Annotated in this window: 20 protein-coding genes and 1 riboswitch; of the genes, 9 read left to right on the top strand and 11 right to left on the bottom strand. The window is 73.8% G+C overall.

Features of this window, described 5'->3' with window-relative positions:
- Positions 1-24: 24 nt before the first annotated feature.
- Entirely contained in the window at positions 25-861 is an 837-nt protein-coding gene (locus ACGFIE_RS27545) for an NUDIX hydrolase (protein ID WP_393299896.1), read from the bottom strand.
- Positions 862-1,031: 170 nt separating this feature from the next.
- On the opposite strand from ACGFIE_RS27545, the gene ACGFIE_RS27540 reads away from it, so the two are divergent.
- Entirely contained in the window at positions 1,032-2,000 is a 969-nt protein-coding gene (locus tag ACGFIE_RS27540; RefSeq protein WP_393299894.1) for a Gfo/Idh/MocA family protein, read from the top strand.
- Between the two features lie 48 nt (positions 2,001-2,048).
- Here ACGFIE_RS27540 and ACGFIE_RS27535 read toward each other — a convergent pair whose 3' ends face one another.
- The 3 genes from ACGFIE_RS27535 to ACGFIE_RS27525 all read right to left on the bottom strand — a co-directional run bounded on the left by ACGFIE_RS27535 (position 2,049) and on the right by ACGFIE_RS27525 (position 4,765).
- The gene (locus ACGFIE_RS27535; RefSeq protein ID WP_393299891.1) at positions 2,049-3,056 is read right to left on the bottom strand and encodes an anion permease; all 1,008 of its coding nucleotides are present in this window, start codon (positions 3,054-3,056) and stop codon (positions 2,049-2,051) included.
- A 4-nt stretch (positions 3,057-3,060) separates the two neighbouring features.
- A complete protein-coding gene (locus ACGFIE_RS27530) occupies positions 3,061-3,687 on the bottom strand; it encodes a DUF47 domain-containing protein (protein ID WP_007465788.1) in 627 nt (208 codons plus the stop codon).
- A 127-nt stretch (positions 3,688-3,814) separates the two neighbouring features.
- Positions 3,815-4,765 (bottom strand): PPK2 family polyphosphate kinase, encoded by a 951-nt coding sequence (locus ACGFIE_RS27525; RefSeq protein WP_393299888.1) that lies wholly within the window; start codon positions 4,763-4,765, stop codon positions 3,815-3,817.
- A 244-nt stretch (positions 4,766-5,009) separates the two neighbouring features.
- On the opposite strand from ACGFIE_RS27525, the gene sigJ reads away from it, so the two are divergent.
- Positions 5,010-5,975, top strand: a complete 966-nt coding sequence (sigJ, locus tag ACGFIE_RS27520; protein WP_393299885.1) for an RNA polymerase sigma factor SigJ — start codon at positions 5,010-5,012, stop codon at positions 5,973-5,975.
- A gap of 12 nt (positions 5,976-5,987) precedes the next feature.
- Here the strand turns inward: sigJ and ACGFIE_RS27515 are convergent, their stop codons facing one another.
- Entirely contained in the window at positions 5,988-6,494 is a 507-nt protein-coding gene (locus tag ACGFIE_RS27515; RefSeq protein ID WP_393299882.1) for a DUF402 domain-containing protein, read from the bottom strand.
- Between the two features lie 100 nt (positions 6,495-6,594).
- On the opposite strand from ACGFIE_RS27515, the gene ACGFIE_RS27510 reads away from it, so the two are divergent.
- On the top strand, positions 6,595-8,799 hold the full coding sequence (locus tag ACGFIE_RS27510) for an ATP-dependent DNA helicase (protein ID WP_393299879.1): 2,205 nt from the start codon (positions 6,595-6,597) through the stop codon (positions 8,797-8,799).
- 9 nt (positions 8,800-8,808) lie between these two features.
- On the opposite strand, the gene ACGFIE_RS27505 is transcribed toward ACGFIE_RS27510, so the two are convergent.
- The gene (locus ACGFIE_RS27505) at positions 8,809-10,107 is read right to left on the bottom strand and encodes an AI-2E family transporter (protein ID WP_393299876.1); all 1,299 of its coding nucleotides are present in this window, start codon (positions 10,105-10,107) and stop codon (positions 8,809-8,811) included.
- Between the two features lie 158 nt (positions 10,108-10,265).
- On the opposite strand from ACGFIE_RS27505, the gene ACGFIE_RS27500 reads away from it, so the two are divergent.
- Both ACGFIE_RS27500 and ACGFIE_RS27495 read left to right on the top strand, forming a co-directional pair.
- Complete coding sequence (locus ACGFIE_RS27500; RefSeq protein ID WP_393299873.1) at positions 10,266-10,604, top strand: GroES family chaperonin; 339 nt, start codon at positions 10,266-10,268, stop codon at positions 10,602-10,604.
- 102 nt (positions 10,605-10,706) lie between these two features.
- Positions 10,707-10,874: a hypothetical protein gene (locus ACGFIE_RS27495; RefSeq protein ID WP_007465801.1), complete on the top strand. Its 168-nt coding sequence runs from the start codon at positions 10,707-10,709 to the stop codon at positions 10,872-10,874.
- 16 nt (positions 10,875-10,890) lie between these two features.
- On the opposite strand, the gene ACGFIE_RS27490 is transcribed toward ACGFIE_RS27495, so the two are convergent.
- Positions 10,891-12,372, bottom strand: coding sequence for a PrsW family intramembrane metalloprotease (locus tag ACGFIE_RS27490; RefSeq protein WP_393299870.1), 1,482 nt, complete (start codon positions 12,370-12,372; stop codon positions 10,891-10,893).
- Between the two features lie 23 nt (positions 12,373-12,395).
- Positions 12,396-12,516: riboswitch (SAM riboswitch) on the top strand.
- 46 nt (positions 12,517-12,562) lie between these two features.
- Here ACGFIE_RS27490 and ACGFIE_RS27485 point away from each other — a divergent pair.
- On the top strand, positions 12,563-13,831 hold the full coding sequence (locus ACGFIE_RS27485) for an aminotransferase class V-fold PLP-dependent enzyme (RefSeq protein ID WP_393299867.1): 1,269 nt from the start codon (positions 12,563-12,565) through the stop codon (positions 13,829-13,831).
- Between the two features lie 37 nt (positions 13,832-13,868).
- On the opposite strand, the gene ACGFIE_RS27480 is transcribed toward ACGFIE_RS27485, so the two are convergent.
- Positions 13,869-15,071, bottom strand: a complete 1,203-nt coding sequence (locus tag ACGFIE_RS27480; protein ID WP_393299864.1) for an aromatic acid exporter family protein — start codon at positions 15,069-15,071, stop codon at positions 13,869-13,871.
- A 137-nt stretch (positions 15,072-15,208) separates the two neighbouring features.
- On the opposite strand from ACGFIE_RS27480, the gene ACGFIE_RS27475 reads away from it, so the two are divergent.
- The gene (locus ACGFIE_RS27475; protein ID WP_393299861.1) at positions 15,209-15,865 is read left to right on the top strand and encodes a metal-dependent phosphohydrolase; all 657 of its coding nucleotides are present in this window, start codon (positions 15,209-15,211) and stop codon (positions 15,863-15,865) included.
- Here the strand turns inward: ACGFIE_RS27475 and ACGFIE_RS27470 are convergent.
- On the bottom strand, positions 15,837-16,121 hold the full coding sequence (locus ACGFIE_RS27470) for a DUF4031 domain-containing protein (RefSeq protein WP_393299858.1): 285 nt from the start codon (positions 16,119-16,121) through the stop codon (positions 15,837-15,839). The genes ACGFIE_RS27475 and ACGFIE_RS27470 overlap by 29 nt on opposite strands.
- Before the next feature lie 56 nt (positions 16,122-16,177).
- Here ACGFIE_RS27470 and ACGFIE_RS27465 point away from each other — a divergent pair, with 56 nt between their 5' ends.
- The gene (locus ACGFIE_RS27465; RefSeq protein ID WP_393299856.1) at positions 16,178-17,578 is read left to right on the top strand and encodes an FAD-binding oxidoreductase; all 1,401 of its coding nucleotides are present in this window, start codon (positions 16,178-16,180) and stop codon (positions 17,576-17,578) included.
- Between the two features lie 6 nt (positions 17,579-17,584).
- Here the strand turns inward: ACGFIE_RS27465 and ACGFIE_RS27460 are convergent, their stop codons facing one another.
- A complete protein-coding gene (locus tag ACGFIE_RS27460; RefSeq protein WP_363684633.1) occupies positions 17,585-18,121 on the bottom strand; it encodes a hypothetical protein in 537 nt (178 codons plus the stop codon).
- Between the two features lie 89 nt (positions 18,122-18,210).
- Positions 18,211-20,025, bottom strand: a complete 1,815-nt coding sequence (locus ACGFIE_RS27455; RefSeq protein WP_393300155.1) for a glycerol-3-phosphate dehydrogenase/oxidase — start codon at positions 20,023-20,025, stop codon at positions 18,211-18,213.
- A 206-nt stretch (positions 20,026-20,231) separates the two neighbouring features.
- On the opposite strand from ACGFIE_RS27455, the gene ACGFIE_RS27450 reads away from it, so the two are divergent.
- The gene (locus tag ACGFIE_RS27450) at positions 20,232-22,784 is read left to right on the top strand and encodes a S8 family serine peptidase (protein ID WP_393299853.1); all 2,553 of its coding nucleotides are present in this window, start codon (positions 20,232-20,234) and stop codon (positions 22,782-22,784) included.
- Positions 22,785-22,798 lie beyond the last annotated feature (14 nt).

The following is a 22,798-nucleotide window of genomic DNA, read 5'->3' as shown; positions in this document are numbered from 1 at the left end:
CCCCCGGATGCGGCGGACCGCCGGTCAGCCGAGCACGAAGCGGGGCGGCTCGCCGTCGGCCGGCAGGTCCAGGCGCGGGGTGATCGGGGTGGCGGCATCCCGCTCGGCCGCCGCGCGGGCCACGCCTGCCAGGTCCCCGGCAGCCGCCACCTGGGCCAGGGTGACCAGGGTGGGCGGCAGCATGGTCAGCTCGCCCGCCTCGGCGCGGGCCAGCGCGTCCGCCGGGCGGATCCACAGGGTGTGGTCGGCCTCCCCGGAGACGTCCCGGGTCCGCTGCCCCGCCGGCAGCAGGGCAACGAAGAAGTACGTGTCGAAGCGGCGCGGCTCGAACTCCGGGGTGACCCACCGGCTCCACGGCAGCAGCAGGTCCGATCGCAGCGTGAGGTGCCGGTCGGCGAGCAGCGCCGCGAAGCCCAGCCGGCGTCCCTCCAGGTCCTGCCGGGCGGCCTCCCAGTCGTCGCCGCTGACGTCACCCACCACTGTCGCCCGGTCCGGCCCCGCGAGCAGGACACCGGCCTCCTCGAAGACCTCCCGGGCGGCGGCGCAGACCACCGCCTGGGCGGCGTCCGGGGCCACCCCGAGCCGGCCCGCCCACTCGGTCGGCGCGGGACCGGCCCAGTCGGGGTGCGCCGCCGAGTCGGAGCGGTCCACCCCGCCGCCGGGGAAGGCGTACATCCCGCCGAAGGTCATCGCGGCGACGCGGCGGATGACGTACACCTCGAAGTCGGTGTCGGTCGGACGCAGCAGCAGCACGGTGGCGGCGACCCGCGGTGTGGCCGGGGTGCCGCCCTCGGCCCGGAAGCGGCGGGCGTGCTCGACCAGGGCGGCCGGGGCGGCGAAGCCGTCACTGTCGATCGTCATGACGCGAGCCTAGTTCCCGACGGTGGCGCTCTTCTTCGTGGCTTGATCGACTCGAGATCGGCGCTGTGGGGGCACCCGACGCGGGAGATGGCGCGACATCGCCGACCTCGTGTTGATCAAGTAAGGGCCGGCGGGCCGGTGGTTCACCCGGCTCGGCTAGCGTGCCGAGCATGACTCGTTGGGGCATCCTGGCCACCGGCCACATCGCCAGTCGTTTCGCCGAAGACCTCCGGCTGGTGCCGGACGCCGAACTGGTCGCGGTCGGCTCCCGCGCCGCCGACAGCGCCCAGCGCTTCGCCGAGACGTACGGCGCGAAGCGCGCGTACGGCTCGTGGGTGGAGCTGGCCGCCGATCCGGAGATCGACGTGATCTACGTGGCCACGCCGCACGCCGCACACCACGAGGCGGCGATGACCTGCCTGACCGCCGGCCGGGCGGTGCTGCTGGAGAAGCCGTTCACCCTCGACCTGGCCAGCAGCACCGAACTGGTGGACACTGCCCGCGCCGCCGGGGTCTTCCTCATGGAGGCCATGTGGATGCGACTGAACCCGATCATCCGGCGGGTGGTCGAGCTGGTCGAGCAGGGGGCGATCGGCACGCTCCGCAACGTCCGGGCCGATTTCGGGGTGGCCGGGCCGTTCCCGCCGGAGCACCGGATGCGCAACCCCGCGCTGGGCGGGGGCGCGCTGCTCGACCTCGGGATCTACCCGATCAGCCTGGCCCACCTGCTGCTGGGCGTGCCGCAGCACATCCGTTCCTGGGCGCACCTGGGCCCGGAGGGAACCGACGAGAACACAGGCATCCTGTTCGGGTACGACAGCGGGGCGGTGGCCACGCTGAGCTGCGGCATGGTCGGGGCGAGCGAGCTGTCCGCCTCGATCACCGGCAGCGCGGGCCGCATCGACCTGCCGGAGCCGTTCTTCCGGCCGGGTTCGGTGACCCTGCACCGGGACGGCTTCGCGCCCGAGACGATCTCCGCCGAGGAGGCCGGCAACGGCTACCAGTACGAGGCGATCGAGGTGCAGCGCTGCCTGGACGCCGGGCTGACCGAGAGCCCGCTGGTGCCGCACACCACGACGCTTGAGGTGATGACCCTGCTGGACACGGTCCGCGAGCAGATCGGCGTGCGGTACGAGTGAACGCAGGAAGGCCCCCGGACCGGGGGCCTTCCTGCCTGCGGGGACCTGTCAGCCGAAGAGCGGCCGGACCAGCAGGTAGGCGACGCAGGCGATAAGCGCGGCCGCCGGGAAGGTGATGATCCAGGCGATCACGATGTTGCCGGCGACGTTCCAGCGAACCGCGGAGAGGCGCTTGGTCGCGCCGACACCCATGATCGCCGAGGTGATCGTGTGGGTCGTGGAGATCGGCGCCTTCAGCACCAGGGCGTTGAAGTAGAGCACCGCGCTGGCCACCGTCTCGGCGGCGAAGCCCTCCGGAGGACCGAGGTCGATGATCTTGCGGCCGAGGGTACGGATGATCCGCCAGCCGCCCGAGTAGGTGCCGAGCGCCAGCATCGTCGCCGAGGTCCAGAACACCCAGCCCGGGATGTGTGTCTTGTCGTCCTGGAAGTGGCCGGTGTAGAGCGCCAACACGATGATGCCCATGGTCTTCGCCGCGTCCTGCATGCCGTGGCCGACGGACATGGCCGCCGCCGACAGGGTCTGCGCCCAGCGGAAACCCCTGTTGAGCTTGCCCGGCTGCCCCTTCCGGAACAGCCAGAGGATGGCAAGCATCAGCAGGTAGCCGAGGGTGAGGCCGACGATCGGGGAGAGCACCATCGGCAGGATGACCTTCTCGCCGATGGTGGCCCACTGCACCACGCCGCCCGCGGACAGCAGGGTCGCGCCGACCAGGCCACCGAAGAGGGCGTGCGAGGAGGACGACGGCAGGCCGAAGTACCAGGTGATCAGGTTCCAGGCGATGGCGCCCAGCACACCGGCGAAGACCACGCCGAGGCTGCTCACGCCGGTCGGGAGCGTGACCAGCCCGTCACCGACGGTCTTTGCCACCCCGGCGCCGAAGTGCGCGCCGATGAAGTTGCCGACCGCGGCCAGCAGCAGGGCGAGCCGGGGTGTCAGCGCCCGGGTGGAGACGCTCGTGGCGATCGCGTTCGCCGCGTCATGGAAGCCGTTCGTGTAGTCGAACGCCATGGCGGCGACGATCACCGCCAGCACGGCGATGAGTTCGGGTGTCACCGGCTCAGGACTCCTTGACCGCGATGGTCTCGACCGTGTTGGCCACGTGCTCGAAGGCGTCGCAGGCGGCTTCCAGCTCGTCCGCGACCTCCTTCATCTTCAGCACCGTCAACGCGTCGTACTCACCCGAGAAGAGGCGGACGAGCAGCTGCCGGTTGATCCGGTCGCCCTCGTTCTCCAGCCGGTTGCACTCGATCCAGTAGTCCTCGAGGTCCTTCATCGACTGCAGCCGGGGCATCGCCTCGGCCGTCAGCTTGGCCTGCTGGTCCAGCACGTTGACCATCTCGTGCAGCTCCCGGGGCAGCGCCGGCAGCTCGGTCAGCCCGTACAGGTAGAGCAGGTCGCCGACCGCCTCCAGGTGGTCCATCACGTCGTCGAGCAGCGAGCCGAGCCGGTAGATGTCCTCCCGGTCGAACGGCGTGATGAAGGTCGAGTTGATCTTCTTGTAGAGATCGTGCGTGATCTGGTCGCTGTCGTGCTCGACCTCGGTCAGCCGCTCGCTCACCGACTGCACGTCGACACCGGGCAGGGCGAGCTCGTTCAACAGCGCGGTGCCCCGGACCAGGTTCTGCGCGGCCCTGGTGAAGAGCTCGTAGAAGGCGCCCTCGGTGGGGCGGAAGGAAAACTTCACAGCACAGACCTCGTCGCGTCGGTGGAAGGGTGGCGGCGTCCGTGGGCGTCCGCTCGGTGAATGCTAGGAAACGCCAGAACCGTGAATTCGCCGGCCCACCCCTGGCCAGGCGACATTCACCGCTCGTTCACCTGCTGTTCATCTCGGGCGTCCCAACCGTCCCCGCTCCCCCAGCGGCCAACCGCTCGCGCTCGCGCGCCACGTCGAAATCGGCAGGCGGATACCCCAGATCGAGCGTGTCGAACGTCTCTCGCAGCAGGTGGGACACCGCCCAGTCCCGATACCATTTGCGGTCCGCCGGCACCACGAACCACGGCGCAGCGTCCGTCGTGCACCGGCTCAGCGCCTCGGCGTACGCGGCCTGGTAGTCGTCCCAGTGCGAGCGGGAGTCGATGTCCGACGGGTTGTACTTCCAGTGCTTCCGCGGGTCGGTGAGCCGGTCCAGCAGCCGCTCGCCCTGCTCGGCGTAGGAGATGTGCAGCATCACCTTCACCACTGTCACGCCGTCGTCGACCAGCTCCCGCTCGAAGGAGTTGATCTGGTCGTAGCGGGCCCGCCAGGTCGCCTTCGGCACCAACGACCCGACCCGGGCGATCAACACGTCCTCGTAGTGCGAGCGATTGAACATCCCCACGTACCCGGGCGGCGGCAGCGCCCGGCGGATCCGCCACAGGAAGTCGTGCCGCAGCTCCTGCGGGGTCGGCGGACCGAACGAGCGGATGTGCAGACCCAGCGGGTTCATCGCGCCGGCCACCCGCTTGATCGTGCCGTCCTTGCCGCCGCAGTCCATCGCCTGGAGCACCAGCAGCACCCGGTGCGGCGGCCGCGCCGAGCCCGCCTTGGCCATCGCGAAGAGCATCTCCTGCTGCCGGCCCAGCTCCTCGCCGACCAGCTCCACCTGCGCACGGGCCCAGGCCTTGCGGCGCTCCCCGCCCATTTCCTTCGCGGGCAGGCCGGGCGTGGACCGGGGATCGATCGCGGAGAGATCCACCGGCGCGGCGACCCGCAACAGGTCCCGCACGGACCCGCCCTCCGGCGCCACGACCCGCTCGCTCTGCCCCTGCCGGGTTTCGCTCATCCTCGGATCATCGCCCACTCGCCGGCCATCCGCCCGCCGAGGCCCACCAAGGCCCGCCCAGCCCGGCGAGGCCCGTCCAGGGCGCTGAGCCCGCCGAAACCGCCGAGCCCGCCCAGCCCGGCGAGGCCGCCCAGCCCGGCGAGGCCGCCCGGCCCGCCGTCACGTCCGGGGCCGCCGACTCGTCCGGTTGGTTGGAGGATGTACGCCAGGGCGCGGTGGCGGCACGGGGGAGGGTGGTGAGGTCGTGCAGGACCTGGCGACGGAGTTCGAGGCCGAGCGGGGCCGGCTGCTCGCGGTGGCCCACCGGATGCTGGGCAGCCGCAGCGAGGCCGAGGACGCGGTGCAGGAGACCTGGCTGCGCTACGCCGGGGCGCTCACCGACCCGGACGCCCGCGCCGAGATCCGCGATCTCTCCGCGTGGTTGACCACCACCTGCGCCCGGATCTGCCTGGACGTCCTGCGCTCGGCGCGGGTCCGCCGCGAGGCGTACCCCGGGCAGTGGCTCCCGGAGCCGGTCGTGGGCCCGCTGGACGGCGGGCCGCCCAGCGGCGGGTACGCCCCCGACCCCGCCGAACGCGCGGTCCGCACCGACCAGGTCGGCACGGCGCTGCGGGTGCTGCTGGAACGGCTCGCGCCCGAGCAGCGGCTCGCACTCGTGCTGCACGACGTCTTCGCGGTGCCGTTCGCCCGGGTGGCGGACGTCCTGGGAACCAGCGAGGTGGCCGCCCGCCAGCTCGCCTCCCGGGCCCGGCGGGCCGTCACCGCACCGGACGCGCCCCGGCACACCGCCGACCCGGCCGAGCAGCGGCGCGTCCTCGCGGCGTTCGTGGCCGCCACCGAGTCCGGCGAGCTGGATCCGCTGCTGCGGGTGCTCGCCCCGGACGTGGTCCTCGTCGGCGACTCGGGCGGGCACTTCCCGACGGCACGCCGGCCGGTCGTGGGCACGGACACGGTGGGTCGCTTCACGCTCGGCCTCTTCGGCCGGACCGGGCGGTACGCGCAACGGATGCGGGCCCGCCCGGTGCTTGTCGACGGCGTCCTCGGCCTGCACCTGGAGATGACACACAGCGACGGGCGGCCGATCCGGCTGGTCACCGCGTTCGCGGTCGACGGCGGCCTGATCACCGGCATCTTCAACCAGCTCAACCCGGAGAAGCTGGCCGACCTGCCGCCGCTGGGCGACGACGACCGGTGGCCGCCGCGCTGGTGAGCCCGCGCCGGCTCAGACCACCAGGGCCAACCACTTGCGGTACGACGTGGCGAACGGCTCGGTGCCGTCGCCGAGCGCGTCGTACAGCCACCGGGCCGCCGCCTCGGCCTCGACCACCACGTCCTCCGGGTAGCCGAAACGAACCCGGTGCTCGGCGAACTCGTCCTCGTCGAGCAGCTCCACGAGACCGGTCGCCCGTCGCCGGACCACGTCCAGGTCGAGGTCGATCAGGTGGACGGTGTCGTCGGACTCCCAGCGGGCCGGGGTGGCGATGTCGCAGTAGACCTCGCTGGTGCGCGGCGGCGGGTTGAACATCCCCGTCCACCAGGCGTGGTGCGGCACCAGAAGGACGAAGGGGATCTTCTCCACCGACGGTCGGCCGTGGTAGACCGACTCGGTGCCGAACGGGACGCCGAGCCAGACGCCGAGGTCGTCCTCCGCGAGGCGACGGGCCGGGTAGTCACGGTGCGCGCTGCCGTCGTACTTGCGGTAGATCACTCGGACCACGTCGCTCGGCATGATTCGCACCCTAACCGATACTGCCCACGCGTCGTAGCACAGCCGTAACCGGACGGGGTGGACCAGCGGGGTCGATGGGTGGTCCGCGCCACGCGGGCGGATGGGCGCGGTCGCTGTCGGCGGCGGCGGGTACCGTCGCACGGTGACTCCGCCCCGCACCGCCACCGGTTCCGCCACCCCGTCGGCCCGTGGTGGAAGCCGGCGGCGGGGTGCCCGGCCCAGCGGCACGGACCTGCTCGCGGCGGCGGTCGGCGCGGTCCCCGGCGGCACGGCGCGGCCCGGCCAGCAGCAGATGACGACAGCCATCGAGGAGTGCGTGACAAGCGGCGAACACCTGCTCGTCCAGGCGGGCACCGGCACCGGCAAGTCACTTGCGTACCTCGCGCCGGCCCTGACCGTGGACGGCCCGGTGGTCGTCTCCACGGCCACGCTGGCGTTGCAGTCCCAGCTCGTCGACCACGACCTGCCCCGGCTGGCCGACGCTGTCGAGCCGCTGCTCGGCCGCCGGCCCACGTTCGCGGTACTGAAGGGCCGGCACCACTATCTCTGCCTGGCCCGGCTGGACAACTCCACAGCTGACGAGCCGGAGGACACCCTCTTCGACGCCCCGGCCGCCCGCCCCGGCGGCGGGACGAAGTGGCTCGGCGAGGCGGGCCGGCTGGGCAAGCAGATCGAGCGGCTGCGCGACTGGGCCGAGAAGACCGACACCGGCGACCGCGACGAACTGGACCCGGGCGTCGACGACCAGGCCTGGAGACTGGTCTCCATGCCGTCGCGGGAGTGCGTCGGCGCGGCCCGCTGCCCGTTCGGCGCGGAGTGCTTCGCCGAGGCGTCTCGGGCCCGCGCCCGCGAGGCCGACATCGTGGTGACCAACCACAGCCTCCTGGCGGTCGACATGCTGGCCGACAGGCACATCGTCCCGCCGCACAAGCTGCTCATCGTCGACGAGGCGCACGAACTGGCCGACCGGGTCTCCTCGGCCGCCCAGGCCGAGCTGGTGCCGGAGCTGATCGACCGGACCACCCGGCGGGCCCGTACGCTGCTGCGGCCGGAGACCGCCGACGCGCTCACCGCCGCCGGTGACGCCCTCGCCGTCGGGCTGGCCGAGGCCCCGGCCGGTCGACTCACCGCCGGCCTGCCGTCACCGCTGCGAGAGGCGTGCACGCTGCTCGACGCCGCGACCCGCACCGCTCTGGACGCGATCGGCGAGGTCAAGTCCGACGATCCCGACCCGGTCCGCAAGCAGCAGGCCAAGGCCGCGCTGGACGACCTCTCCACGACCGCCCAGCGGCTCCTCGAAGAGGCCGACCACGACGTGGCCTGGGTGGAGAAGAACGACGGCGGCAGCCGGCGGGCCCTCGTGGTCGCGCCCCTGTCGGTGGCCGGCACCCTCGCCACCCACCTGTACGACGAACGCACAGTGGTCGCCACCTCGGCCACCCTGGCGCTCGGCGGCCGGTTCGACACGGTGGCCCGCGCCCTCGGCCTGGACGCGCCGCCGCCCGCGCCGCCGTCCCCGGCCGCCGCCGCGCAGGCCGCCCGCACCGCCCCGGGCCGCCCGGTCGCCGAGGCGCCCGGCCGCCGGCTCGCCGGCGACACCAACCCGGGGTCCGTCGTGCCGGCGACCGAGGGCCCGGGCTGGCGCTCGCTGGACGTGGGCTCCCCGTTCGACTACGCCCGGCAGGGCATCCTGTACGTCGCCGCGCACCTGCCCCGGCCCAGCGTCTCCGGGCTGCCCGACGCCGCCGGGGAGGAGCTGCTCGGGCTCGTCGAGGCGCTCGGCGGTCGTACTCTGGGGCTCTTCTCCTCCCGACGGGCCGCGCAGCAGGCGGCGGAGCTGCTGCGCGCGCGGACCGACCTGCCGGTGTTGCTCCAGGGCGAGGAGGCGCTGCCGCTGCTGGTCCGCCGTTTCCGCGAGGAGCGGTCGAGCTGCCTGTTCGGGGTGATGTCGCTCTGGCAGGGGGTGGACGTGCCGGGCGACGCCTGTCAGCTCGTGGTCATCGACCGGCTGCCCTTCCCCCGGCCGGACGAACCCCTCGCGGCGGCGCGCGCCGCGGCCGTGGACTCGGGCGGCGGCTCCGGTTTCGCCGCGGTCAGCGTGCCCATCGCGGCGGTCCGGCTGGCGCAGGGCGTGGGGCGGCTGATCCGGGCCACCGGCGACAAGGGAGTCGTCGCGGTCCTCGACTCACGGCTGGAGACGGCCCGCGGCTACGGGCCGTTCCTGCGCCGCTCGCTGCCGCCTTTCTGGTACACGACACGCCCCGAGGTCGCCCGGGGCGCCCTGCAGCGCCTCGCCACCACCTGACCGCGCGGGTCAGGGGGCCTGCGAGGCGACGACCACGGCGTCGGGCGGAGTGTCCGGGACCGCACGGGCGGCCAGTCGGCGTACGGCGGTGTTCAGCACCGCGATCAGCGGCACCGAGACCAGCGCGCCGGTGATGCCCGCGAGCACCACGCCGGCCGCGATCCCGATGATCACCCCGAGCGGGTGGATGGCCACCGCCCGGCCCATGATGAGGGGCTGGAGGATGTGCCCCTCGACCTGCTGTACGACGATCACCGCGCCCAGGATGATCAACGCGGTGACCGGGCCGCTGTCGACGAGCGCCACCAGCACCGCCACGCCGCCGGAGAGCGCCGCGCCGACGATCGGGATGAACGCGCCGAGGAACACGAGCGCGGCCAGCGGGAACGCGAACGGGATCTTGAAGACGACCAGGGCGATGCCGATGCCTACCGCGTCGATGAAGGCGACAAGCACCGTCGCCCGGACGTAGGCGCCGAGCGTGTGCCAGGAGGCGCGGCCGGCGTCGTCGACCTTCCACCGGGCCGCCACCGGCAGCAGCCGGACCAGGAAGCGCCAGATCCGGGCACCGTCGCGCAGGAAGAAGAACGTCGCGAAGAGCACCAGCAGGGTGCCGGTCAGCACCTCCGCCAGCGTCGCGGCGGTGCTCAGCGCGCCGCTGGTGAACCGCGAGGTGTTGTCGTTGATCCAGGCCTGAGCCTCGTCGATGTAGCGGTCGAGCTGGGTGTCGGAGAGGTGCAGCGGGCCGGTCTTGAGCCAGTCCTGGATCTGCCGGACACCCTGCGACGACTTCTCGCTCAGCTCGGGCACGCCCTGGATGAACTCGTTGACGACGAGGGTCAGCGTGCCGATGACACCCACCAGGCCGCCGACCAGCACCACTGCCGTCGCCAGCGACCGGGGCAGTCGGGCCCGCAGCAGCCAGCCCACGGCCGGCGCGAGCAGCGCCGAGAGCAGCAGCGCGATGGCCAGCGGGATGATCACGATGCTGATCGTGCCGACGATCCGGAGCAGCGCCCAGGCCACCACGCCGATCACGATCAGCCGCCAGCACCACGCGGCGGCGATCCGCAGCCCGTGCGGCACGTCCGCGTCGTCCCGGCTGGATGTCGAGGTGTGCAGGTCCGCCTGAGGTCCGGCACCGACGACAGTGGCGCTCGGTGGGGCGCTCGGCCCCGGAACGGCGGGCGAGGCCAGGCCCAGCGGCTCCGGCGCGTCGCTCGGCGTCTCCTCGGCGGCGTGAACCGACTCCTGTCCTGACCGGTAGGCGCGGCGCAGCCGCCCGCGTACCCGCTCGAAGCGGCTCAAGCGCACCTCCTGGCAGAAGAGTCGTCGGCCCACGGCGACAGGTCGGACAGCATACGTCCGTTCCCGACACCGTAGGGCAGTTCCGCCACACAATGCCCAGACCACCTCGGGCGTAACCACCGGCGGACGGTCGCCGGCGACACGGTAGCGTCTGCCCCGTGACCGCCGACCAGGATTTCGACTCCGGCCTGCCGATCCGCCTGCTGCACGACCGCGTGCTGGTACGGATGGACGGCAGCGAGGGCGAGCGCCGCTCCACCGCGGGCATCGTCATCCCGGCGACGGCCCAGGTCGGCAGACGCCTCGCGTGGGCCACCGCCGTCGGCGTGGGGCCGAACGTCCGGGCCATCGTCTCCGGCGACCGGGTGCTCTTCGACCCGGACGACCGTTCCGAGGTCGAGCTGCACGGCCGCGGGTACGTGCTGCTGCGGGAGCGCGACGTGCACGCCGTGGCCGCCGAACGGGTCGACAACGACTCCACAGGCCTCTATCTCTGACGCACCTCCCCCGGCTCCGACAAACCCGGCGGGCACCATCGCGCCGTTTGCCAGCCCGTGGCGCGGGAAGCCAGCCGGCGACCGTGGCCCTGGGGAGGGACGATGCCGGTATTCGTGAAGAAGCTGCTCACCTGGGGAAGCGTCGCGTTCCTGATCTACTTCGTGGCGTTCCGGCCGGACGGCGCCGCGCAGATGTTCAAGGCGATCGGAGCGGCGCTGATGGCGATGTTCCAGGGCCTCGGCGACTTCCTCACCACCCTGATGACCTGAGCACCGCCGACCGCCGTCAGGAGTGACCGGGCGGCCAGGGCGCCGCGGGGCGCAGGCCGGGCCAGCCGGGCGGCGCGTAGCCCACTGGAGGCGGAGGCGCGCCCAGCACCACAGGAATCGGAACCACCGGCTCGTCGGGCGCGGCCACCGGCCGAGACGTACCGTCCGGGAAGCGCAGGTGGTACTGACTGCCGTCCCAGACGCCTACCGGCGCCTGCGGGTCACGACCCACGAAGAACGACCGGTGCGCGGTGATCGCCTCCAGCAGTTGCCGTTCCTCGGCGACCGCCCGCTCCCGATCGGCCGGCTTACGGTCCAGACCACGCAGCGTCCCGTCGCGCAGCAGGGCCAGCCGCGTCGCGGCGAGCTGATATCCGCGCATCGCCCGTACCCCTGCGTCGCCGGCGACCCGGCGTGCCCAGCTGCGCGCCGCGTGCCGGCGGCCGAGACTGCTCAGCGCGGCCACCTCGGGCGGGCTCAACCAGCCGGCACGCACGTAGTCGGGCAGGGTCCGTTCGGTGAGCCGCCCCTCCCAGGCGCGCAGCCACAGCGCCAGCCCGACCATGCCGAAGAACACGGGCACCATCAGGCCGAGGAAGCCGTACAGCATGATCACCGCTTCGCCGGTGGCCTGGGTCAGCGTCGGCAGCAGGTTCCACGTGCCGTGCAGCATCATCGCCAGCAGCAGGCCGGCGATGGGGGCGAGCACCCGGACCCGCCGGTCGGCAGAACGTGAGGCGACACCGAGCCCCACACCTGTCATCGAGGTGAAGAGCGGATGGGCGAACCCGAACAGGAGGATCCGCACGATGAAGATGGCGATCACCTGCTGGGCGCCGGTCGCCGGGCCGTACCTGTCGGCGCCTGCCGCGTAGCCGTACCCGCCGAGGTAGAGGATGTTCTCCACCATGGCGAAGCCGACCGCGGAGAGCCCGCAGTAGACCAGACCGTCGGTGATCCCGGACCACTCCCGACGCCTGAACACCAGCAGCAGGATCGGCCCGAGGGCCTTGGTCAGCTCCTCGATGAACGGCGCCACCAGCACCCCGGTGAGCGCGGACGGCAGCCCCCAGTCGGCGAACCGCCCGGCGGCGAACTCGTTCACGTTGAGGGAGGCGGCGGTGGCGACGAACGCGCCCCAGGCGAAGCAGAAGATCAGGTACTTCAGCGGTTCCGGCTCGTAGCGGTCGAGCCACAGGAAGCAGGCGATCAGCACCGGCACCGGCAGGATCGCGGCGCCCACCCCGACCAGCAGGGCCTGCACGCCGAGCGACTCGCCGAGCTTGTAGACCATGAAGACCGCGCACGCGGCGATGAACAGCACCACCCCGGCCAGCACCAGGAACCGCAGCCAGTTCGGTCGGCGCGGCGGCATCCGGGGCGCCGCGACGACAGCCGGATCGGCGGGCGCGGGCGGCGACGACGGCAGGGGTGCACCGGGCGGGGTGTCGGCCATGCGGTCAGCGTAGCCATCCCCCGCCGGCTGGTCCGGTCGCATCCACAGCCGCTATGCTGCGAGCAGGTCACGAGTGCCAGCGTTCAGCCCCGGCTTGCTGGCCGGCAACCCTCGTCGAGTTCGCGGTGGGGTGCCCCGGGTGATGACCGGGCCCAGCCCGATAGGCGTGCTGGGCAAGCGCGGACCCCGTCCCGACACCACACCCGGGGTCCCTGACCCCGGAGGTTCCGGCGTGTCCGTCACCCTCGTACCCTCGCTGCCCGCCCTGCCCACCGTCGCGCCCGCACCGTCGGGGGCGCTCGACGTGCTCGGCGTACCCGGCGAGATCAACCTCGACTACGCGGCCACCGCGCCGTGCGCGCGGGCCGCGGCCGACGCGGTGACCGAACTGCTCCCCTGGTACGCCAGCGTGCACCGTGGCGCGGGAGCGCTGTCGCGGCGCTGCACGCTCGCCTACGAGCGGGCCCGGCAGACGGTCGGCGACTTCTTCGGCGCCCGCGCCGACGACCACGTGATCTTCACGCGGAACACCACCGACGCCCTCAACCTGCTGGCCCGGTCACTGCCGGCCGGCACGGCAGTCGTCACCTTCGCCGGCGAGCACCACGCCAACCTGCTGCCCTGGCCACGCGGCTCGGTGCGCCTGCCGGTGCCCGCCGACCCCGCCGGGGCGGTACGCGCTCTCGCCGCCGCCCTCACCGAGCTGCGCCGCGACAGCAACCCCGCGTTGCCGGTGCTCGTCGCGGTGACCGGGGCCAGCAACGTGACAGGCGAGCTGTGGCCGGTCGCCGAGCTGGCCCGGGTGGCCCACCGGCACGGCGCGCGGATCGCCCTCGACGCCGCGCAACTCGCCCCGCACGCGCCCGTCGACATGCACACGCTCGACGTGGACTACCTGGCCGTCTCCGGCCACAAGCTGTACGCCCCGTTCGGCGCGGGTGTGCTCATCGGCCGCGCGGACTGGCTGGACGCCGCCACGCCGTACCTGGCCGGTGGCGGCGCCACCAGCCACGTCGGGCCGGCCACCCACGACGTGACCTGGGCGAGCGGCCCGGCCCGACACGAGGGCGGCACCCCGAACCTGCTGGGCGCGGTGGCGCTGGCGGCGGTGTGCGCGGCGCTGGCCGACGCCGACCGGGCCGCGCTGGCCGCCCGCGAGCAGGCGTTGCTGGCCCGGCTGCGCGCCGGCCTCGCCGCGCTGCCGCACGTGGTGGAGCTGCGTACCTTCGGCCCGGACGCGCCCCGGGTCGGCATCGTCTCGTTCGTGGTGGCCGGCCGGGACTCCGCCGCGGTGGCCGCCCGGCTGGCCACGGAGCACCGGATCGGCGTACGGGATGGGCTGTTCTGCGCCCACCCGCTGGCCCGGCGGCTGCTCGGTGAGGCTGCCGGGCGTACCGGCCGGCGGGATCTTCCGCCGACCGCGTTGCGCGCCAGCATCGGTCTGGGCAGCACCGCCGCCCAGGTCGACAGGCTGCTCGCCGCGCTCGCCGAGCTGGGCTGAGCTGCGCTGGGCTGGCGGCCGTGTCGGCCGTCCGCGCTCAGCCGACGGGCGGGGCGGTGGGTGGCTTCGGCGCCTCGCCCGGCTCGGCCGGTTCGCCGACCGGCCGCTCCTGCTCCCCGAAGGACGTCCGGATACACCGGTTCGCCTCCTCCTGCTCGACGCCGGAGGCCACCAGCAGGTCACTCGCCGTGGTCCGGATCTGGGCGATCACCACGCTCCCGGAGAAGCCGACCCCGGCCCCGTACGCCCGGCCGGCCTCACTGACGGCCCGCAGTGACCGTTCCCGCGCCTTCTGCGGCTCCTCGCCGGCCGCGAACTCGTGCTTGAGCAGGCGGACCGACTCGGCGAGGTGACCTATCGAGTCGGGCATCGTGTCCGGTACCGGCTCGTCGTCCTCGATCAGGGTGACGGACCGGCGGATCAGCGTGCCGCTGTTGCGCATCGCGCGGTCGATCGGGTCGGCCGCCTCCGCGTAGTGGATCAGCTCGCCCCGGCGGTGCCAGCGGGCCGGCGACAGGGTGGCCGTCTCCTTCGCGCCCTCGATCGCCTCGGCCAGGGTGGCCAGCTCGTCCTTGTTGTTGCGCAACCGCTCCAGCGCCCGTTGGATGGCGGCCCGGTCCCGGCCGCGCAGCCCGTCGGCGGTGGCGTCGAGCTGGGCGGCGAGCAGATCCAGCGCCGGTCGGGCGGCCCGGTTGATCACCCGGAGCGGATTGAGTGGCAGCAGCACCGCCGTCACCAGCAACGCGACGCCACCGCCGAGGAAGGCGTCGACGAAGCGGGGAATCTCCAGGTTCTGGGTGGACGGGCTCAACGTCACGATCAGCACCGCCGTGGCCGCCGCCTGGATGACGATGGCGACGCTCGCCCCGGCGAAGATGGTGAGCAGGATCGCCACCGTGACCACCAGCCCGAGCTGCCACGCGCCGGTGCCGAGCAGGTAGATCAGGAAGTCGCCGACGGCCACCCCGACGCCCACGCCGATGATCAGCTCCATGGTGCGGCGGAACCGCTGCCCGACCGACGCGGCCAACGTGCCCACCGCGGAGATCGGCGCGAAGACCGGCTGCGGGTTGCCCAGCACCTTGTGCGAGATGAGGTACGCCAGCCCGGCCGCCAACCCGGCCTGGACTGCCAGCCCACCCGCCATCCGTACCCGGTGCAGCCGGTCGTGCAGGGTGGCACGGCCACGGTGCCGCAGCTGTTCGGTGGCCTCCGCGATGCGCGCCCCGTCGACGTCCACCAAACCTTCGCGCAACGGGGCACGACGCACCACCGGAGGTCTTCTGTCCCGGGCCACCGCCATGGGCGCGACTACCCGTGGCGGGCGCGCTGAATCCTCCCGCCCGCGTGGCGCCCGGCATGCGGCAGACTCGGGCGGTGGCCGATCTGCTGGACCGGTGGCGGGCGACGGCCCGCGGTGCCGGAGCGAAACCCGACGAGCGCTGCACCCGGGCCGGGGAGGAACTGCTCGCCCGGTGGCGGGAGCCGCACCGGCAATACCACACGGTGGCGCACCTGAGCGTCGTCCTCGATGTGGTGGACCGGCATGCCGCACTGGCCGACCGGCCGGACCTGGTCCGGTTGGCCGCCTGGTGCCACGACGCGATCTACGACCCCCGCGCCCCGGGCGACACCAACGAACGGGACAGCGCCGCGCTGGCCGGACGCCTGCTCACCGGGCTCGAGGTGCCGGCGACCGCGGTGGCCGAGGTACGCCGGCTCGTCCTGCTCACCGCCGGGCACGCGGTGGCGCCCGGTGACGCCGACGGCGCCCTGCTCTGCGACGCGGACCTCGCCGTGCTGGCCGGGCCGCCGGCCGCCTACGACCGCTACGCGGCGGCCATCAGGCGGGAGTACGCGCACGTGCCCGAGCCGGCCTTCCGGACCGGACGGGCCGCCGTGCTCACCGGCCTGCTGGCGTTGCCCGCGCTGTTCCGGCTGCCGCCGCTGGCCGACCGGTGGGAGCAGCCGGCCCGGGACAACCTGCGCCGTGAGCTGACCGCACTCACCGGGCCGCCGACGATCCCTGGTTGACCAGATGCTTCGGTCGACGCAGTCCGGCGTCCCGGAGCAACCGGACCAGTTCCCGGCTCGGCACCACCCGGGCTCCGAGCCACACCGCCGCCGCGAACCGGTCGGCCGGGATGTCGTAGTGGTCCCGGTCGAAGCCGCGCCGGGGTGCGCCCAGCGCCTCGGCGAAGGCGTGCAACTCGGCGTAGGAGACGTCGCTGATCAGGTGCGACCAGAGTCGACCGCGCCACGGCCAGGCCGGCCGGTCCAGGTAGAGCATGGTGCCCAAGTTAGCCCGCGTTGATGATCGGTGGTCGGCGACCTAGCCTCGGCGGCATGGCCCCCACCGGACTCCTCGACGACCTGCGCGCCGCCCTGGGCGAGAACGCCGTGCTCACCGACCCGGACCTGCTGCGCGTGCACCAGCGCGACGAGGCCGACCTCTGCGCCGCCGGCGTACCCCTCGTGGTGACCCGCCCGCGCACCACGGAAGAGGTGGTGGCGGTGGTGCGGGCGGCGGCGCGGCACGGCGTACCGCTGGTGCCGCAGGGCGCGCGGACCGGGCTGGCCGGCGCGGCGAACGCGGTGGACGGCGCGGTGGTGCTCAGCACCGTCGCGATGGACGAGATCCGGGAGATCGACCCGGTGAGCCGGATCGCGGTGGTCCAGCCCGGCGTGGTCAACGCCGCGCTCGCCGCGGCGGTCGCCAGACAGGGTCTCTGGTACCCGCCGGACCCCGGCTCCTGGGAGTCGTCCACGATCGGCGGCAACGTGGCCACCAACGCCGGCGGAATGTGCTGCGTGAAGTACGGCGTGACCACCGAGTACGTGCTCGGCCTGGAGGTGGTGCTCGCCTCCGGCGAGGTGCTGCGCACCGGGCGGCGGACGGCCAAGGGGGTGGCCGGTTACGACCTGACGCGACTCTTCGTCGGCTCGGAGGGCACCCTCGGCGTGATCACCGAGGTGACGGTGGCGCTGCGGCCCGCCCCGGCCGACTCGCTGACCCTGGTGGCGGTCTTCGGCTCCACTGCGGCGGCCGGCGCGGCGGTGGCCCAGATCGCCGCGCGGGGCCTCACGCCCAGCCTGCTGGAACTGCTGGACCAGACCCACCTGCGGGCGATCGAGGCGTACCAGCCGATGGGGCTGCGGACCGACGCGCAGGCCCTGTTGCTGGCCGCCGCGGACACCGGCAGCCGGGCCGGCGACGACCTGGCCGCCCTGGCCGAGGTGTGCGAGACGGCGGGCGCCGAGGAGGTCTACGCGGCCACCGACGCGGTGGAGGCGGCGGCGTTGTTGCAGGCACGCCGGCTCGCCCATCCGGCGATGGAGAAGTTCGCCGCCGACACCCACCCGGACGGCAGCGGCGGCCTGGTGATCGACGACGTGGCGGTGCCGCGGGGCGCGCTCGCCGCGCTGCTGGACGGGGTGGCCCGGATCGCGGCGGACTGCGACGTGCCGATCGGCGTGGTGGGCCACGCCGGGGACGGCAACATGCACCCGAACATCGTCGTCGACCGGGCCGACCCGGCCAGCGTGGAGCGGGGCCGGCGGGCGTTCGACGAGATCATGCGTCTCGGCCTGGACCTGGGCGGCACCTGCACCGGCGAGCACGGGGTGGGGCTGCTCAAGCGGGACTGGCTGGCGCAGGAGATCGGCCCGGTCGGCGTACGCGTGCACCAGGCCATCAAGGCGGCGCTGGACCCGGCCGGCCTGCTCAACCCCGGCAAGGTGCTCTGACCGGGGTCAGCCCTTGACCTCGGCCGGGGTGGCCTGGGTGAGCAGCAGAAGGATCTCCCCCGCCACCGTCGGGCGTTCCTCACCCGGGCAGTCCTGCGAGGTGATCAGCCCGGACGACGTGAGCAGGCTGGACGTCAGCGCGTCGATGCAGGTGGTCCGGTAGTGCCGGACCTGGTCGGTCTCCTCGGTGAGCCGGGGGTCGGCGAGCAGCACCTGGAGGCGTTCGGTCTGCTCGGGAGCCAGCCGGCCCCGGGAGGTGACTCCGTCGCCGGCGCAGTCGAGGCACTGCCAGGAGCCGTCGCGCTCGACGCTCAACGTCCGCAGCGGGGCGTCGGCGCCGAGCCGTTGGATCAGGCTGACCTGGCCCTTGGCGACAGTCGTCGGGATCTCGGGTGTCGATCCGCCGGCTGCCGAGCCGGCCGGCGGTGGGGCGACAGGCGTGTCTGCGTCATCGCGGCCGAACAGCGAGCACCCGGCCAGGGCGGCGGCGAGCACCACGGCAAGAAGGGGTGTGACCAGACGGGGGCGCGCGCGGTACAGCACGCGCGGAAACCTACCCCACCGTAGGTAGCGTTAGAAACCACCATCCGGGCCGGTATCGATAGTTACCACTCGGTAACGTCGCTTTCCGGTCATCTCGCCGTCGGACGCAGTTCAGCCTGGTCGTCGTCGCCGCGGTCCGCCGCGTAACCCCGTACGTCCGGCGCGCCGAGTCGGGCCGCGTCCGCTCCGGCGTCGTCCGGCATCAGCTGGGACTGCCGCTCCGCCTCCACCCGTGCGCGGTAGTGCTCGACCTCGCGGGCGCTCCTCGCCGCGTCCCACCCGAGCACCGCACCCATCAGCTCGGCGGTGTGCTCGGCCGACTCCAGGCCACGGTGGCTGGTCTCGAAGGAGATCCGGGTCCGACGGGTCAGCACGTCCTCCAGGTGCAGCGCGCCCTCGGCCCGCGCGGCGTAGGTGACCTCCGCCGCCAGGTACTCCGGAGCGCCGGCCAGCGGCGACGCCAGCAACGGATCGGCATCGATGAGCGCCAGCAGGTCGAGCGCGAGGGTGCCGTACCGCTCCAGCAGGTGCTCCACCACACCCACCGGCACCCCGTGTCGGCGGGCCAGGTCGGCCCGGTCCCGCCACATCGCCGGGTAGCCGTCGGCGCCGAGCAGCGGCAGATCGGCGGTACGCGACGCACGGCCGCCACCCAACCGGCGTACGGCCCGGTCGACCACGTCGGACGCCATCACCCGGTACGTCGTGTACTTGCCGCCGGCGACCAGCAGCAGCCCCAGCATCGGCTCGAACACCGCGTGCTCACGGGAGAGCTTCGAGGTGGAGTCGGCCTCGCCGGCCAGCAGCGGGCGCAACCCGGCGTAGACACCCTCGATGTCGGCGATGGTCAGCGGCCGGTCCAGCACGGTGTTCACCTGCTGCAACAGGTAGTCGATGTCGCGGGCCGAGGCCGCCGGGTGGGACCGGTCCAGTCGCCAGTCGGTGTCCGTGGTGCCGATGATCCAGTGCCCGCCCCACGGGATGACGAAGAGCACCGAGCTGGCCGTCCGCAGGATGAGCCCCGTCTCGCCGGTGATCGCCGAGCGGGGCACCACCAGGTGCACCCCCTTCGAGGCGCGCACCCGGACGCCGGGCCGCAGGCCCACGTCGTTGAGCATCCGGGACATGTCGTCGCTCCACACGCCGGTGGCCGCGATGACGGTGCGGGCGTGCACCTCGAACTCGGCGTCCGGGGAGCCGGCCGGCGCCTCCAGGTCGCGCACCCGGACGCCCGTCACCTCCCGCGCCTGCCGGATCAGCCCGACGGCGCGGGCACTGCTCACCACAGTGGCGCCGAGGCTGGCCGCGGTGCGGGCCAGGGTGACGACCAGTCGGGCGTCGTCGACCTGCCCGTCGTAGTAGCGGATCGCCCCGGCCAGGGCATCGGCCCGCAGGCTTGGGAAGATCCGCCGCGCCCCCTCCCGGGTCAGGTGCCGGTGCAGCGGCATGCCCCGGCCACCGCCGAAGAGACCGGCGAAGGCGTCGTACGCGGCCACGCCCGCCCCGTAGTACGAGCGGCGGAAGATCCGGGCGGGCAGGTCCCGCAGGCCCCGGCCGGCCGGCAACGGCACCAGGAACGGCACCGGGCGGACCAGGTGCGGCGCGAGCCGGGTCGCCAGCAGGCCCCGCTCGGTCAACGCCTCGTGGACCAGGTGGAACTCCAACTGCTCCAGGTAGCGCAACCCGCCGTGGATGAGCTTGCTGGAGCGGCTCGACGTGCCCGAGGCGAGATCGCGCGCCTCGACCAGGGCCACCTTCAGGCCCCGCGACGCCGCGTCCAGGGCGGCGCCCGCACCCGTCACCCCACCCCCGATGACCAGTACGTCGAAGCGCTCGGCGCGGAGTCGGCGCAGGTCGGCCGTACGGCGGACCGGCGAGAGCTGCCCGGCGACGGATCGGGAGATGTTGGGGTCACGCACCCATCCACCGTAACCGCCAGGCGAGCGAGTCGACATTCAGCGCCGCGCCCCGCCCCTCCAGCGGCGAACGCAGATCTTGGACAGTTCCCGTCAGCCGTTGACGGAAACTGTCCAAGATCTGCGCGATTCTTCGGTGTCCCGTCCCGCGACGGGCGGGTCGGAACCCTTCGTCGTGGTCGTAAGGTGCTCGGATGCACGGTCAACCTGCGCAACCCGGTCGCACCTCGCCATGGTCGGTGGTCGCCGCCGTGCTGGCCGGCTGCTGGACCGTTGCGGTCACCGCGGCCACCCAGACCGGCGGCTGGGTCACCGACCAGGTGCTGCTGGGCTTCGGACGGGACCGGGTCGGCTGGCTCTGGCCGGTGCTCGGCCTGACCGTCGTCGTGTTGGTGGGCACGCCCGCCCTGCTGCTGGCGGTACTGCCCCGGTCGACCACGGTTCGGGCCGTCGGGCGGGTCTGGCTGAGCGGGGCACTCGTCCTCGGGGTGCTCACAGTGCTGCGGGCCCTGCCGCCGGTACACCACGAGGCGTACCTCGCCGGGCTGGCCGGCGCCGCGTTGCTCAGCGCACTCGCCGTGGCCTGGTCGACGCGAAGGTCGTCCGGCTCGGACGTCGGCACCGCCCCCGACGCCACCGCGTCGCGGGCCGGCGACGCGGCGCTGAACCGCGACGTAGCCCAGGCCGCCGAGAGTCCGGAGCCGGGCAACGACGCCGCGTCGTCGGCCGCCGGGAGCCCGGGGCCGGTCGGGGGCCGGCGTGGATCGCGCCGGCCCGGGCCGGTGCCGCTGCTCGCGATCGCCGCCGGTCTGGCGCTGCTGCTGCCGTGGGTCTGGCTGGGCGCGCTCGGCGGGCTCCTGGAGACAACTCTCGCGCTGCTCGCGGCGGCCGCGCTCGGGGTGCTGGCCGCGACGCTGTTGGACGCCACCTTCTGGGCCCGGTTCGCGGTCGGCCGACCGCCCCGACCGGCCCGGCTGGTCCTGCTCGGAGGCCTGGTCGCCGGGGTGGCACTGCTGCTCCTCGCGGCCGGCACCGGCCAGTCGGGCGCGCAGTTGCCCGCCCTGCTGACCCTGCCACCGACGGGCTTCGCGCTCGCCGCGCTGTGGGCCGCGGCCTGGCGGCCCACCGCCGACCCGGCCGACGCCGCACGGGCCGGCCGGACGGCGACCGGCTGGCTGGTGGGCCTGGCCGCGCTGGGACCGCTGGCCTTCACCGACCCGGAGGAGATCACGCTCCTGCTGATCGGCACCCGGGACGTCCCGTTCTGGGTGGCAGCCGCCGCCGGCGCCGGTCTCGCCGTCGCGGTAGTGCTCGCCATCGGGTACGCGGTGCTGCTGGCCCGGCCGGCGGCGCGTACCCCGAGTCGCCGGACGGCGGCGCTGGCGGCGGCGGTCCTGCTGGTGACCGTGGGTGTCGTCGACGTCGGGCCCGGCCAACCCGGCCTGTACGGGGAGCGGCTGCTGGTGGTGCTGCGCGAGCAGGCCGACCTGACCGGCATCCCGGCCGGCGCCCCCGGGCAGGCCGGCCGGGACGCCCGGGCGGCGGAGGTCTACCGACGGCTGGTGACCACCGCCGAGCGCAGCCAGACCGACCTGCGCCGCACGGCGAAACGGCTACGGCTGGCCCCGGTGTCGTACTACCTGGTCAACGCGGTCGAGGTGGATGGCGGCCCGGTGGTACGGGCCTGGCTCGCGCGGCGACCCGAGGTGGCCCGGGTGCTGGTCAGCCAGCGACTGCGGCCCCTGCCGGCCCCGGCGGGGCAGTCCCGGGGCACCGCGCCCGCGCCCAGCGGCCCGGAGTGGAACATCCGTCAGCTCGGGGCGGACCGTGTCTGGTCCCAGTTGGGGGTGACCGGCAGGGGCATCGTGGTCGGCAGCTCCGACTCCGGCGTGGACGGCGGCCATCCGGCGCTGCGGGCCGGCTTCCGTGGCGGGGACGACTCCTGGTACGACCCGTGGGACGGCACCCGGGCACCGAACGACCAGGGCGGGCACGGCACCCACACGGTGGGCAGCGCGGTCGGGCGGAACGGCATCGGGGTGGCGCCGGACGCGCAGTGGGTGGGCTGCGTCAACCTGGACCGCAACCTGGGCAGCCCGGGGCACTACCTGGACTGCCTCCAGTTCATGCTGGCGCCCTTCCCGGCCGGCGGTGACCCGTTCACCGACGGCCGGCCGGAGCGCGCCCCGCAGGTGCTTACCAACTCGTGGGGGTGCCCGGCGATCGAGGGCTGCGACCCGGGGGCGCTGCTCCCGGCCACGACGGCGCTGGACGCCGCCGGGATCTTCGTGGTCGCCGCGGCCGGCAACACCGGCCCGTGGTGCGCGTCGATCGACGACCCGCCCGCTCCGTACCCGAACGTGCTGACCGTGGGCGCGGTGGACGCGCAGCGGCGGGTGGCCGACTTCTCCTCACGCGGGCCGGTGCCGGGCGGCACGGGCAAACCGGACGTCCTCGCGCCCGGGGTGGGAGTGGTGTCGGCCATGCCCGGCGGCGGGTACGCGGCGCTCGACGGCACGTCGATGGCGACCCCGCAGGTGGCGGGCGTGGTCGCGCTCATGTGGTCGGCGAACCCGGCGCTGGTCGGCGACCTGACCCGGACCCGGCAGATCCTTCGGGACACCGCCACGCCGGCCGAGCCGACGTACCGCTCCGACAAACCCACCGACGCCTGCGGCGGCCCGGCGAACGTCACAGGGGCAGGCCAGGTCGACGCGTACGCCGCAGTCCGCGCCGCCCGGGGATGAACGAGGGCGGAGCC

Origin of the sequence: Micromonospora sp. NPDC049275, assembly GCF_043197115.1 — a bacterium.
GTDB lineage: Bacteria > Actinomycetota > Actinomycetes > Mycobacteriales > Micromonosporaceae > Micromonospora.
The sequence above is the reverse complement of the archived record's forward strand: the minus strand, read 5'-3'. Positions and strand labels throughout refer to the sequence as shown.

Bases quoted from the DNA above. Each gene is read 5' to 3' on its own strand.
- ACGFIE_RS27545 (WP_393299896.1), bottom strand. From the start codon at position 861: ATGACGATCGACAGTGACGGCTTCGCCGCCCCGGCCGCCCTGGTCGAG.
- ACGFIE_RS27540 (WP_393299894.1), top strand. From the start codon at position 1,032: ATGACTCGTTGGGGCATCCTGGCCACCGGCCACATCGCCAGTCGTTTC.
- ACGFIE_RS27525 (WP_393299888.1), bottom strand. From the start codon at position 4,765: ATGAGCGAAACCCGGCAGGGGCAGAGCGAGCGGGTCGTGGCGCCGGAG.
- ACGFIE_RS27515 (WP_393299882.1), bottom strand. From the start codon at position 6,494: ATGCCGAGCGACGTGGTCCGAGTGATCTACCGCAAGTACGACGGCAGC.
- ACGFIE_RS27510 (WP_393299879.1), top strand. From the start codon at position 6,595: ATGGGCGCGGTCGCTGTCGGCGGCGGCGGGTACCGTCGCACGGTGACT.
- ACGFIE_RS27495 (WP_007465801.1), top strand. From the start codon at position 10,707: ATGCCGGTATTCGTGAAGAAGCTGCTCACCTGGGGAAGCGTCGCGTTC.
- ACGFIE_RS27490 (WP_393299870.1), bottom strand. From the start codon at position 12,372: ATGCGACCGGACCAGCCGGCGGGGGATGGCTACGCTGACCGCATGGCC.
- ACGFIE_RS27470 (WP_393299858.1), bottom strand. From the start codon at position 16,121: ATGCTCTACCTGGACCGGCCGGCCTGGCCGTGGCGCGGTCGACTCTGG.
- ACGFIE_RS27465 (WP_393299856.1), top strand. From the start codon at position 16,178: ATGGCCCCCACCGGACTCCTCGACGACCTGCGCGCCGCCCTGGGCGAG.
- ACGFIE_RS27450 (WP_393299853.1), top strand. From the start codon at position 20,232: ATGCACGGTCAACCTGCGCAACCCGGTCGCACCTCGCCATGGTCGGTG.